Below are 12857 nucleotides of genomic sequence, written 5' to 3' on the forward strand. Positions count from 1 at the left end.
GTCGGGTCAGGCTCCTTCGGAGATGTAGGTGCGGTTGAAGTGAAGGCGTTCGACGATCGGGGCGTCGGAGAAGGCGAACAGGTCGACGCCGCCGTCGGTCTCGAGCGACCACTCCACCCAGGACGGCACGACGATCATGTCCCCCTTGGTGACCGTGTGGTCCCGGCCGCCGAGGTGGAAGCGACCTTCACCCTCGAAGACCTGGAACACGGTCGAGCCCACGTCGCGCCGGGTGCGGGTGTGCGCACCGGCGCGCAGCCGGTGGAACTCGGCGCGGATCGTGGGCATGACGTCGCCGCCGGTGGTCGGGTTGGTGTACCGGATTGCGGCGTGGCCGGGTTCCGGGGTGGCGGCGTAGCCCTCGTCCTCGAGGGCGAGCTGCTCGTTCAGCGCGGCGTCGGTGTACTTCCAGCGGTAGCACGCGATCGGCGAGCTGGACTTGGCGTCGAGGCCGACGAGCGGGCGCAGACCGGGGTGCACCCACAGCCGCTCGGAGCGGGAGACGTCCGGGGTGGACTCGTCGGTCACGCCGTCGGACCCGAACTCGAAGAACCCGGTGTCGGTGTAGTGGACGAACGGGATGTCGAGGCCGTCGATCCACGCCATCGGATGGTCGGTCTCGTTGTGGTGGCCGTGGAAGTTCCAGCCGGGGGTGAGCAGGAAGTCGCCGCGGCACATGGCCACCGGATCGCCGTTGACGACGGTCCACACGCCTTCGCCTTCGACGACGAACCGGAAGGCGTTCTGCGAGTGCCGGTGCTCGGGCGCGGTCTCCTTGGGGCCGAGGTACTGGATCGCCGCCCACAGCGTGGGGGTGACGTAGGGGACGCCGCCGAGACCGGGGTTGGCCAGCGCGATGGCACGCCGCTCGCCGCCGCGGCCGACGGGCACGAGATCGCCCGCCCGCTGGGCCAGGGGGTACAGGGTCGACCACTTCCACACGAACGGCACGGCCTTGGACGTCGGGGCCATCGGCATCAGGTCGCCCAGCTGGGTCCACAGCGGATTGAGGTGCTCGGTCTCGAAGTCTGCGTAGAGCTGCTGCAGCTCCGGATCGGTGTTCTCGGTAGCGGTCATGACCTCTCCTCGTGAAGCGGGACACGTGCGGCGTTGCTCTCAACGTAGGTCTCCGGTCCCCCCGCAGCACAAGCAATTCTTCTATGCGGAATCTCTGCGCCGCCCTCCGCGGGGCCCGGGCGGCGTCATTCGATGTGCGCGACGTCGACCTCGATCCCGCGGACCGTCGCGCGCATCCGGGAGACGAGGGCCCCGTTCAGATGCTGGCGGTACCGCGTGATCGGCACCGCGGCCGTGATCGCCGCGATCGCCCGCCCGCGCCCGTTGCGGACGGCGACACCGAATGCGGCGACTCCCTCCTCGGTCTGCTCCACGTTGACGGCGAACCCCACCCTGCGGGCCGCCTCGAGCTCGGCGAGGAACACCTCGAATTCCCCGGGGGCGAGCCGGCGGTCCACCCCGTACCCCGCGATCGGGCGCGGATCGATGTGCGGCTCTTCCGGCGGCCTCAGGTAGAGCTGCTCGAGCGTCTGCCTGGGCAACTCCGCCAACAGGATTCGCCCTCCGGCCGTGAGCTCGGCGGCCAGCACCTGACCTTGGCGGTCGCCGACCCGCAGCATCGACTCGGACTCCGCGGAGTAGAGGAACCGGGCCTGCGACCCCACCCGGATGACGAGGTTGATCGTCTCGCCGGTCAGGATCGCCAGCGCCTCCATGTGCGGCCGGCAGAGTTCGGTGAGTTCCCGCGTCCAGCCCTGCTGCGCGGGTCCCACTCCCATCGCCGGGCCGGGGTGGTAGCGGCGCTTCTCGTCCTGCACGGCGAACCCCCGGTACACCAGCATCGACAGCAGGCGGTGGGCCGTCGACGGGGCCGTCCCGAGTTCCTCGGCGGCATCCTTGAGCCGCAGCGCACCGACGTCGCGGAGCATCTGCAGCAGGCGCAGGGCGTTGTCCACCGATTCCAGCGCATACGACGGCCGGGTGATGGTCTTCGATGCCTTCTTCGGGGCCGCGGACTTTTTCTGCACACCAGAACTTTATTGCACCGGAGCGTGGGGCGCATCACGGTAGAGCCATGCACAGTTCTTCCGGCGCCGACGCCGCCCCCGGCGAACGCACGATCGTCCTGAATCGCGGCACGGCGCTCGCCGTGATCGTCTGCTGGCTGTTCGTCGTCTTCGACGGCTACGACCTCATCGTCTACGGCAACGTCATCTCCAGCCTCCAGGACGAGTGGGGCATCAGCTCCGCGACCGCCGGAACCCTCGGCAGCCTCGCGTTCCTCGGCATGATGATCGGCGCGGTGCTCGCCGGGCGCCTGTCCGACGCGATCGGCCGCAAGCAGGCCGTCATCGGCTGCGTGGTGGTGCTGTCGGTGTTCACCACGCTCTGCGCCTTCGCCACCGGTCCGTTCATGTTCGGCGCCATGCGGCTGATCGCCGGACTCGGCCTCGGCGGCCTGGTACCGACGTCGAACGCCCTGGCCGCCGAACTCGTTCCGCGGCGGTGGCGCGCCGCCGTCGCGACGATGATGATGTCCGGCGTGCCGATCGGCGGATCCATCGCGGCCCTGCTCGGCATCCCGGTCATCCCGAACTGGGGCTGGCGCCCGATGTTCCTGTTCGCTCTCGTGCCCCTGTTCGTCCTCGTGCCGTTGGCGCTGAAGTACCTGCCCAACACCCATTCCAAGACGGACGCCCCGGCCGGCGGCGGCTTCCGCGAACTGCTCGGCTCGAGGTTCCGGACCATCAGCATCATGTTCGCCCTGGTCACCGTGGTGACGCTGCTCGCCTGGTACGGCCTGGGCACGTGGCTGCCGAAGCTCATGCAGAACACGGGCACCGACCTCGGCAGCGCCCTGACCTTCGCGCTGGCGCTGAACCTCGGCGCGGTGGCCGGCTCGTTCATCACCGCGTGGGGCGGCGTGCGGTTCGGCACCGTGCCCACCAGCATCGTCGCGGCGTTCGTCGCCGGCGTGGCCCTGCTCGCCCTGCTGCTCTCCCCACCCACTGCGGTGGTGTACGCGATCTTCGTGCTCGCCGGCGTGGGCACCCACGGAACGCAGTGCCTCATCATCGCGGCGGTGGCCTCCTACTACCCCGACCATCTGCGCGGCACCGCGCTCGGCTGGGCGCTCGGCGTCGGCCGGATCGGGGCCGTGGCCGCCCCGCAGATCGGCGGCTGGCTGCTCGCCGCCGGACTGGGCGCGAACTCGAACTTCATCCTCTTCGCCGTGAGCGCGCTGATCGCCTCGCTGTTGCTGACCGTCGTGTGGAAGCGCTTCCCCGTCAGCGACGACGCACCGCGCGGCCCGATCATGGCCCACTGATCCATTCGTCATATCGATCTACCGACCACAAGGAGTGTCATGTCCGATCTGAAGGACGCGCGGGTTCTCATCGCCGGCGGCGGCATCGGCGGAGTCGCCAACGCCCTCGCCCTCGCCCTCAGGGGAGCCGAGGTCACGCTGTTCGAGCGCGCTTCGGAGTTCGGCGAAGTGGGCGCCGGACTGCAGATCGGCCCGCACGGCTCCCGCATCCTCCAGGCGCTCGGCGTCTACGACGAGGTCATCTCCAAGGGTGTCCTGCCGAAGAACCTCGTCTTCCGCGACGCCGTCACCGCCGAGATCCTCACCAAGGTCGACCTCGGCCACGACTACCAGCAGCACTACGGCGGCGTGTACTTCGTCGTCCACCGCTCCGATCTGCACGCGGTGCTCGTCGACGCCGCCCGCCGGGCCGGCGCCGACCTGCGCACCGACGCCCCCGTGAACGACGTCGTCACCGAAGGCGACAAGGTCCGCGTCATCCTCGAGAACGGTGAGGAGCACGTCGGCGACATCGCTCTCGGCATGGACGGCCTGCACTCGCGGCTGCGCCCGAAGCTGTCCGACGACAAGCCGGTCGGCTCCGGATACGTCGCCTTCCGCGGCACGTTCCCGATGAACGAGGTCCCGCTCGAGGAAGAGATCGAGGACGTCGTCGGCTACATCGGCCCGCGCTGCCACTTCATCCAGTACCCGCTGCGCCAGGGCGAGATGCTCAACCAGGTTGCCGTCTTCCAGTCGCCCGCATTCCTGCGCGGTGAAGAGAAGTGGGGCAGCCCGGACGAACTCGCGCACGCCTACGACCACTGCCACGAGAGCGTCCAGACCGCGCTGAAGTACCTGTGGACCGACCGCTGGTGGCCGATGTTCGACCGCAACCCGATCGACAACTGGGTCGACGGCCGCATGATCCTGCTCGGCGACGCCGCGCACCCGCCGCTGCAGTACCTCGCCTCCGGCGCCGTCATGGCGCTCGAGGACGCCAAGTGCCTGGCCGACTACGCCGCCGAGGACTACCAGGGCGACAACGCCAACTGGCCGAAGATCCTGCGCGACGTCAACGCCGAGCGCGCACCGCGCTGCAACCGCATCCTCACCACCGGCCGCATGTGGGGCGACCTCTGGCACCTCGACGGTGCCGGCCGCGAGGCCCGCAACGAGCTGTTCCGCATCCGCGACACGTCGAGCTACAAGTACACCGACTGGCTGTGGGGCTACAGCTCCGACCGCAACCGCTGAGCCACCGGGCGTGTGGCCGAATGTCACACGCGTTCGATCCAAGCGAACCCGTGTGACATTCGGCCGCCGGCTCGTAGGCTGGCGCGCATGGGTTCGCTGCGGGCCGCAGTCGTGGGCGGGGGGATCATCGGCGCCGCCACCGCGCGGAAGCTGGCGATGCACGGGGCCGACGTCACCCTCTTCGAGAAGGAACCCCGGCTCGCCGCGCACCAGACCGGCCACAACAGCGGGGTGGTGCACGCCGGGCTGTACTACCCGCCCGGCAGCCTCAAGGCGCGCCTGTGCCGGCGCGGGGTGCAGTTGCTCGCCGAGTTCACCGCCGCCCGCGGCCTGCCGTACGAGGAGTGCGGCAAGCTCGTCGTCGCGCTCGACGACAGCGAACTCGACCGTCTCGACGCCATCCACGACCGCGCCGTCGCCAACGGGGTGCCGGGAATCCGCCGGATCGGGCCCGACGAGATCACCGACATCGAGCCGCACGCGCGCGGCATCGCCGCCCTGCACTCCCCGCACACCGCCATCGTCGACTACGTCGCGGTGACCACCGCTCTCGCCGACGATGTCACCGCGGCGGGCGGCACCGTCCGGCTCGCCACGCCCGTCACGGCGATCCGCTCCCTCGGCGACGAGGTGCTCGTCGGCACCGACATCGGCACCGACTGCTTCGACCTGGTGATCACGTGCGCGGGCCTGCAGTCGGATCGGCTCGCCCACGGCGCCGGGGACCTCGCGACACCCGCGATCGTGCCGTTCCTCGGCGACTACCACCTGCTGCGGCCCGAGGCGGCCGGGCGAGTGCGCGGACTGATCTATCCGGTGCCCGATCCGCGGTACCCGTTCCTCGGCGTGCACCTGACCAAACGGGTCGACGGCGCGATCATGGTCGGGCCCAACGCCTTCCTGGCGCCGGGCCGCGAGGCGTACCGCCGCCGGTCGGGGTCGCTGCGGGACCTGCGCGACGCCCTCGTCTTCCCCGGATTCCGCCGCTTCGCCGTCCACAACGTCCCGGCCGCGTCGCGCGAGCTGCGCACGGCCGTGAGCATCCGGCGGTTCGTCGCCGAGGCCGCGAAGTACGTGCCCGGGTTGACCGTCGCCGACGTGCTCCCCGGACCCCGGGGGATCCGCGCGCAGGCCATGGAGGCCGACGGCTCGCTCGTCGACGACTTCGTCATCACCGGGCACGGGCGCGTGGTCCACCTGCGCAACGCCCCCTCCCCCGGCGCGACGTCGTCGATGGCGATCGCCGAGCACCTCGTCGGCGCGGCGCTCGAGCGGGCCGGTCTGCAGGCCTGAGCGCTCACACGACGTACGTCTCGAGCCACCGCTTCATCACGGCCGCCGCGTGCGCGACGGTCTCGGGCTGTACCGAGCGCAGTTCGGCGGCGACGGCGTCGGCGGACCCGGGCCCGAGGGCCGCCTCGAGCGACGCCCGGTACTCGTCGATCGCGAGCCAGTCACCGAGTTGGTCGGCGTCGGCCTCGAGATGGAACTGCACGCCGTAACTGCTGCCGTGCCGGAACACCTGGTTCGGGTAGGCCCGCGACGACGCGAGCAGGGTGGCGCCCGGCGGCAGGTCGAAGGTGTCGGCGTGCCACTGCAGCACCGGGAAGGTGGACGGCAGCTCGCCCCACACCGGGTCGGCGGCCGAGGCGTGCGCGAGTTCCACCTCCCCCACGCCGACCTCCGGGACGGGGCCGGTGTAGACGTCGGCGCCGAGGGCCGCGGCGAGCAGCTGCGCGCCGAGACACACCCCCCACACCGGAATGCCGGCGGTGACGGCGGACCGCAGGTACGCGATCTCCTCCCCCAGCCACGGAAGCGTCGCGGCGTCGGCGACGCCCATCGGGCCGCCCATGACGACGACGGCGGCGTAGTCGAGCGCCGTGGGCACCGGGTCGCGCCCGAGCCGGACGGTGCGCACCTGCGCGTACTGCTCGAGCACCGGCAGATACGCGGCGGGGCCCTCGCATTCGACGTGGCGGAGTTCCAGGACGACAGGGTTCATCGCCCCAGCATGCCCGCTGTACGTTGCACCTCGGGTGCCCGGGGCGTGAACGTTCGGTGAGCGAACGTCGCCGACCGGTGCTCCCCCACGGACCACCGCCGCCGTGGTGCGATGGTGGGAGGCGGCCCGACGGGCGGGCCGGCGACGGAAGGATTCGACATGGCACGGATCGTGATCATCGGCGGCCACGGGAAGGTGGCACTGCACCTCGAGCGGCTGCTCGCCGACGCCGGCGACGAGGTGACCGCGGTGATCCGCAACCCCGACCACGCCGACGACGTGCGCGCCGCGGGCGCGACCCCCGTCGTGGCCGACGTCGAGCACCTCGGCGTCGACGAACTCGTGCCGCTGCTGTCCGGTCACGACGCCGTGGTGTGGTCGGCCGGCGCGGGCGGCGGCAATCCGCAGCGCACGTACGCCGTGGACCGCGACGCGGCGATCGCCTCGATGACCGCGGCCGAGCGCGCGGGGGTTCGCCGCTACGTCATGGTGTCGTACTTCGGGGCCGGCCCGGACCACGGCGTGCCCGAGGACAACGGCTTCCATCCGTACGCCGAGGCGAAGGCGGCCGCGGACGCGCACCTGCGCGGCACCGATCTGGACTGGACGATCCTGGGCCCGAGCCTGTTGACCCTGGATCCGCCGACGGGCCGGATCGAGACCGGCCCGGACGCCGGCAAGGGGCAGGTCTCGCGGGCGGACGTGGCGGCGGTCGCGGCGGCGGTGCTGCACCGGCCCGCGACGGTGCGGCACACCATCGAGTTCAACAACGGGGACACCCCGATCGAGGAGGCCCTCGACGCACTCGGCTGAGCAGCGCTTGACGGGTGACGCCGGCGGGGCCGATGGTGGAACGGGCCGGCAGGAGCACAGCTCGACGACAGGGGTATCCGCCATGAAGGTTCTCGTTGCATACGCCAGCCGGCACGGCGCCACCGCCGGGATCGCGGAGCGGATCGCCGAGGTGATCCGGACCGAGGGGCACGTGGTGGACACTCTGGAACTGCCGGCTCCGGCGTCGGTGGACGACTACGACGCGTGCGTCGTCGGCAGTTCCGCCTACCTGGGGCACTGGGAGAAGCCGGCGAGCGCGTTCGTGCGCGAGCACCGCGACGGACTCGTCGCCCGCCCGGTCTGGCTGTTCACCAGCGGACCGCTCGGCACCGACGAGGTCGACGAACAGGGACAGAACGTGCGGGAGAGCGCGGCACCGCAGGAACTCTCGGAGCTGACCGACGCGGTCGCGCCACGGGAGCATCACGTGTTCTTCGGCGCCCTCGACCCGAAGACTCTCGGTGTCGGAGCGCGGTTGATGCGCAAGCTGCCCGCCGGACGAAAGCTCTTGCCTGAAGGCGATTTCCGGGACTGGCAGGAGATCGAGGACTGGGCGAGGAGCATCGCACGGACGCTGGACGCGGCGTGATCGCAGCGCAGGAGGGCACCTGGAACTCGGGCATGCCCTACCTGCGCGCCGGTACGGGTCCGCCCCTGCTGTTCATGCCCGGCCTGTCGAACCACCACCGGCCACCCCGCGGCTTCGACCGCCGCACCCAGCTGGGACAGATCGCGCCCTGGACGACGACGCGACGCGTGTGGTGGGTGAACCGCCGGCCGGGCCTGCAGCCGGGGACCACCATGGCGGATCTCGCCCGCGACTACGCGGAGGCGATGCCCGACCACTTCCCCGGCCCGGTCGACGTCCTCGGTGTCTCGACCGGCGGCAGCGTCGCGCTCCAGCTGGCTCTCGACCACCCGGCGCTGGTGCGCAGGTTGGTGCTCGTGGCGTCGGCGCACCGCCTCGGCCCGGGCCGCGAGGTGCAGCGACGGGCCGCGGCCGCCGTGCGCGAGGGGCATCCGCGACGGGCGATGGCGGAGCTCGCGGCGACGACGGGGGCGCGATGGTGGTCGCGCAGGCTGCTGTGGACGCTGGGATGGCTGCTCGAGCCGTCGGGTGCCCGGCACGGGTACGACGATTTCCTCGCCGTGGCCGAGGCCGAGGACCGCTTCGACGTGACCGCCCGGCTCCCCGGGGTGTCGTGTCCGGTGCTCGTGGTCGGCGGCGACCGGGACGGCTTCTACGGCGCGGCGCTGTTCCGGGAGGCTGCGGCGGCCGTGCCGCGGGGCCGGGCGCTCGTCCATCCCGGGGTGGGCCACCTGGGCGTGATAACGGGTGAGCGGAGCGTGAGGGACGCTTCGAGCTTTCTCGACACTCCCGACGCGCCGGACTTTCCGGGGAACTGGCGGGCACCCTCCGGCACAGCCGGATAATCGTCGCGTCATCGGGACAGGTCGGCGGAGGGAGCTCACGTGAAGGTACTGGTGGCGTACACGACGGCATACGGGGCGGCCCGCGGCGTGGCCGAACGGATCGCACAGCGGCTCACCGAGGCCGGGCACGACGTGGACCTTCGGGATCTGGCCGAGCCGGTCGATCCGTCGGACTACGCCGCGATCGTGCTCGGCAGCTCGGTGCACAACGGGCAGTGGCTCGCTCCCGCCGCTCGTTTCGCGGATCTGCACCGCGCGCTCCTCGCTGGGAAGCCCGCGTGGCTGTTCTCGGTGCAGACCATCGGTGCGACGAGCGCGATGATCTCCGCGCGGCTGGCCGGGTGGGTGCGGCCGAAGCTGAAGGAGCCGAAGGTGGCGGCGGCGCTGCGGGCGACGGCGAACGTGCGCGAGTACCGGGCCTTCGCCGGGGCGATCGAGCCGGAGCAGTGGCCGGGGCCTCTGGGCCGGGTGGTGTTCCGCCTGACCGGCGGCCGGTACGGCGATCACCGGGACTGGGCCGACATCGACGCCTTCGCCGCCCGGATCGTCCGGAATATCGACCGGCCGTAGCCGGGAATTCACATTTCGGGCCGACCGCGCGAATCGCACATAATTCCGAATCCCCGCGTCCGTGCTGCGGTCCGAACAATATGCTCACCCATATATCTGCAGATTTCCCCGGCCCTGACCGGCGGAAATACCGAATATCAAATAAAAAGGGTAATCGGTACCCGAACTACCTGCGAATCAACCACACTCGTGTTACACATGAAAAGTCCGCCCGAACTGACAGAATGAAGGAGCTTTCATGTCAAGCCTCGCAGATTTGCTCGGTTCAATCGAGCTCGGTGACCTGCTCGAACTTGTCCTGGATCTGCTCAGCTGACCGTCCGACGCACAAGAGCCCGCACATGCCCCGTGCGGGCTCTTGTGCGTCGTAGCATCGAAGGATCTCGTCCCGACCGAAGGTGATCCCATGCGCCGTCCGAGACCGTTCCGTCGAGTGACGGCAGTCGTCGCGGCGACGCTGACGGCCGCCGCGCTCGCCGTGGCCGCACCCGCGGCGGCACAGCCGGCCCCGAGCGCCGACGGTTCGTACCTCGAGCGCAGCGAGGACAACAGCCCTCGGCAGCGCACTCTGCATGTGTACTCGGCGTCGATGAGCCGCGTGATTCCGGTGGCGGTGCTGCTGCCGCGCGACACGAGCACCCCACGCCCGGTGCTGTACCTGCTCGCCGGCGCCGGCGGCGGCGACGGCGGCACCCTCACCTGGCTCGACCGCACCGACGTGGCCGACTTCTTCGCCGACAAGGACGTCAACGTGGTGCTGCCGCTCGAAGGCGCGTTCAGCTACTACACCGACTGGAAGCAGGACGACCCGGTCCTCGGCCGGAACCGGTGGACGACCTTCCTCACCCGCGAGCTGCCGCCGATCGTCAACGCGGCTCTCGGCACCACCGGGGCTAATGCCATTGCGGGACTGTCGATGTCGGGGACTTCTGTGCTGAGTCTCGCGGAGTCCGCACCGGGCCTGTATCGCGGTGTCGGCGCCTTCAGTGGCTGTGCCCAGACGAGCACCCGTCCCGGCCGGACCTACGTCGAACTCGTCGTCGAGGTGCGCGGTGGCGGCGACGCCGACAACATGTGGGGTCCCGAAGGCGACCCCACATGGGTGGCCAACGACCCCTACGTCAACGCCGAGAAGCTGCGCGGGACGCAGATCTACCTGTCCAACGGCACCGGGTTGCCCGGTCCGTACGACCGGCTCGATCATCCGAACGTCGCCGGCGACCCGGCGAACCTTGCCGAGCAGGTCGTCGTCGGGGGCATCATCGAGGCCGCCACCAACGAATGCACGCATCTGCTGGCCCGGCGGCTCGCCGAGCTCGGCATCCCGGCCACCGTCGACTTCCGGCCCGTGGGCACCCATTCCTGGGGCTACTGGCAGGAGGACCTGCACCGGGCCTGGCCGATGCTCGGCTCCGCCATCGGCGCCTGACCCGCAACGCGCGACGGCACCCCCGTCCGGGATCCGCCGGGCGGGGGTGCCGTCGTCGGACGGACTCAGGCCTGTGGGGCCAGTTCCTCGGTGCGCACCGGCGACGTGTCGGTCGCCGCAGCGATGGCCTCTTCGAACTCGCGGTGGCCGGCCTGCGAGCCGAGCTGCAGGGCGAGGCGGACCAGGAAGCCTTCCCGGTCGGACGGGTCCACCTGATCGAGCGCATCCGACAGACCCAGCCACACGTTCTCGCGGCGCTGCTCGTCGTCGGTGAGCACCTGCGCGGGGCGTGCGGGGACGGCCGGGCCCTCGGGTGCCGTGCCGGCGCGGAGCGCGGCCGCGACGCCGGACAGTTCGGCGACCGGCACCCGGCACAGCAGCAGGCCGTCGGGGCGGATGACGAAGGCCTCGCCCGCGGTCGCGCCGAGCGCCTCGGCCAGGTCGGGCGCGTCGAGCACCGTGACCCCGTCGTCGGCGGTACCGCCGACGGCAACAGAACTGTCGGCGCCGCCGACGGCAGCAGCGCACACGCTCTCCGGCGCAAGAGCGGCGGCGAGGGCGGAAGCGGCCGCGGCGAGGGCGGCACTGCCGTCGGCGTCGAGACCGAAGCCCACGACGGCGAAGCCGGTGCCGCGAACCACGTTGAGCGACGACGCGGTGCTGCCGTCGGCGGTGACGACCCGCACGCGGCGGTCCTCGACGGGGTCACCGGGCAGCACCCCGGTCAGGCCCTCCGCGACCGGCCAGGTCAGCGGCGACAGGCGAGCGTGGGTGGCGCTGGACTGGCGCGGGTTGATCAGTTCACCGAACTCGGGGCGGCCCACGGCGAGCGCCAGCACCGCGTCGCGGGTGGTGCGGTACCCGTGGGTTCCCGGGGACATGATGAGCGTGGACTTGCCGGCGTTCGCGACGTTCTGCTCCCACGCGTCGTGCCGCTCGATCGAGTACGCCTGCAGCAGCGCGGCGTCGGCGTTGCCGTGGACGACGGCGGCGAGCTGCCAGGCCAGCGTCTCGGCGTCCTCCATGCCGGAGTTCAGGCCGCGCACGCCGAAGATCGGCACGAGGTGCGCGGCGTCGCCGGCGAAGAGGATGCGGTCGTGGGTGAACTCGCGCAGCGCGAGGGCGCGGGCGCTGTAGAACCCGTGCCACTCGAGCGTCCAGGGCAGGTCGTTCTGCAGCCAGTCGAGGTGCTTGGCGATGCGGGCCCGGATGGCGTCTTCCTGGGTCTCGATCTCCGCGTCCTCGGACGGGTCGAGCTGGTAGTCGATGCGCCAGATGTTCTTCGGCTGCTTGTGCATGATGATCGTCGAGCCGGGGTTGCTCGGCGGATCGAACCAGACCATGCGCTCGGCGGGCAGGTCCGACTCCCAGTGGATGTCGGCGATGACGTAGCGGCCCTCGTAGTTGGTGCCCTCGAGGCGCAGGCCCGCGAGCTCGCGCATGCGGCTGCGGCCGCCGTCGGCGGCGACGACCCACGCGGCGCGCAGGTGGCGCTTGCCGAACGCGGTGTCGACCTCGAGGGTCACCTCGTCGTCGCCGCGGAGGATGCCGGCGATGCTCGCCTGCCAGTGCAGCGTGATGAGCGGGTTCTGCTCGATGGTGTCGACGACGATCTGCTCGTACTCGGACTGCGAGACGTTGATCATCGGCGGCCGCACATCGAACTCGCGCTGCGGCATCCGGAAGTGCAGCACCTGCTGGTCCCGGTAGAAGCTGCGGCCACCGACCCAGGGCAGGACGATCTTCTCGAGCTCGGCACCGAAGCCGAGGCGTGCGGCGGCCTCGAGGCTGTGCCGGGAGATGCAGATGGCGCGGCTGCCGAAGGAGACCTGGTCCGCCGCCTCGAGGATCGTCACGGGGATGCCGCGCTGCGCGAGACCGAGGGCGACGGCCATGCCGACGGGTCCGGCTCCGACGACGACGACGGGCAGCGCCTCGGCGTCGGGCTGCATCGACGGGAAGTCGGATGCGGGGTACTTGGGGGGCTGGTAGTAGGTCGACAT

The 12857-nt window shown here is 71.1% G+C and carries 12 protein-coding genes; 8 read left to right on the forward strand and 4 right to left on the reverse strand.

Annotated features, from left to right (window positions below; all coding sequences use genetic code 11):
• Nucleotides 1–6 precede the first annotated feature (6 nt).
• The gene (locus OCS65_RS19915; protein WP_006939100.1) at nt 7–1077 is read right to left on the reverse strand and encodes a cupin domain-containing protein; all 1071 of its coding nucleotides are present in this window, start codon (nt 1075–1077) and stop codon (nt 7–9) included.
• 125 nt (nt 1078–1202) lie between these two features.
• A complete protein-coding gene (locus OCS65_RS19920; protein WP_006939102.1) occupies nt 1203–2045 on the reverse strand; it encodes an IclR family transcriptional regulator in 843 nt (280 codons plus the stop codon).
• 47 nt (nt 2046–2092) lie between these two features.
• Here OCS65_RS19920 and OCS65_RS19925 point away from each other — a divergent pair, with 47 nt between their 5' ends.
• The 3 genes from OCS65_RS19925 (at nt 2093) to lhgO (ending at nt 5875) form a co-directional block, all read left to right on the forward strand.
• Nucleotides 2093–3346 (forward strand): MFS transporter, encoded by a 1254-nt coding sequence (locus OCS65_RS19925; RefSeq protein WP_006939104.1) that lies wholly within the window; start codon nt 2093–2095, stop codon nt 3344–3346.
• 39 nt (nt 3347–3385) lie between these two features.
• On the forward strand, nt 3386–4582 hold the full coding sequence (locus OCS65_RS19930) for an FAD-dependent monooxygenase (RefSeq protein WP_029542596.1): 1197 nt from the start codon (nt 3386–3388) through the stop codon (nt 4580–4582).
• A gap of 87 nt (nt 4583–4669) precedes the next feature.
• Nucleotides 4670–5875: an L-2-hydroxyglutarate oxidase gene (gene lhgO, locus OCS65_RS19935; RefSeq protein WP_263507474.1), complete on the forward strand. Its 1206-nt coding sequence runs from the start codon at nt 4670–4672 to the stop codon at nt 5873–5875.
• A gap of 4 nt (nt 5876–5879) precedes the next feature.
• Here lhgO and OCS65_RS19940 read toward each other — a convergent pair whose 3' ends face one another.
• The gene (locus tag OCS65_RS19940) at nt 5880–6587 is read right to left on the reverse strand and encodes a type 1 glutamine amidotransferase (RefSeq protein ID WP_263507475.1); all 708 of its coding nucleotides are present in this window, start codon (nt 6585–6587) and stop codon (nt 5880–5882) included.
• Nucleotides 6588–6746: 159 nt separating this feature from the next.
• Between OCS65_RS19940 and OCS65_RS19945 the strand changes: the two genes are divergently transcribed.
• The 5 genes from OCS65_RS19945 to OCS65_RS19965 all read left to right on the forward strand — a co-directional run bounded on the left by OCS65_RS19945 (nt 6747) and on the right by OCS65_RS19965 (nt 10854).
• Nucleotides 6747–7400 (forward strand): NAD(P)-dependent oxidoreductase, encoded by a 654-nt coding sequence (locus OCS65_RS19945; protein WP_263507476.1) that lies wholly within the window; start codon nt 6747–6749, stop codon nt 7398–7400.
• Between the two features lie 82 nt (nt 7401–7482).
• Nucleotides 7483–8010 (forward strand): flavodoxin domain-containing protein, encoded by a 528-nt coding sequence (locus tag OCS65_RS19950; protein WP_263507477.1) that lies wholly within the window; start codon nt 7483–7485, stop codon nt 8008–8010.
• Entirely contained in the window at nt 8007–8855 is an 849-nt protein-coding gene (locus OCS65_RS19955) for an alpha/beta fold hydrolase (RefSeq protein ID WP_263507478.1), read from the forward strand. Before OCS65_RS19950 ends, OCS65_RS19955 begins: the two co-directional genes overlap by 4 nt.
• Before the next feature lie 39 nt (nt 8856–8894).
• Nucleotides 8895–9425, forward strand: coding sequence for a flavodoxin domain-containing protein (locus tag OCS65_RS19960; RefSeq protein ID WP_263507479.1), 531 nt, complete (start codon nt 8895–8897; stop codon nt 9423–9425).
• A gap of 406 nt (nt 9426–9831) precedes the next feature.
• Nucleotides 9832–10854, forward strand: a complete 1023-nt coding sequence (locus OCS65_RS19965; protein ID WP_263507480.1) for an alpha/beta hydrolase — start codon at nt 9832–9834, stop codon at nt 10852–10854.
• Between the two features lie 65 nt (nt 10855–10919).
• Here the strand turns inward: OCS65_RS19965 and OCS65_RS19970 are convergent, their stop codons facing one another.
• On the reverse strand, nt 10920–12857 hold the full coding sequence (locus OCS65_RS19970) for an FAD-dependent monooxygenase (protein ID WP_263507481.1): 1938 nt from the start codon (nt 12855–12857) through the stop codon (nt 10920–10922).

The sequence above is a fragment of the Rhodococcus aetherivorans genome (assembly GCF_025722975.1).
Lineage (GTDB): Bacteria > Actinomycetota > Actinomycetes > Mycobacteriales > Mycobacteriaceae > Rhodococcus > Rhodococcus aetherivorans.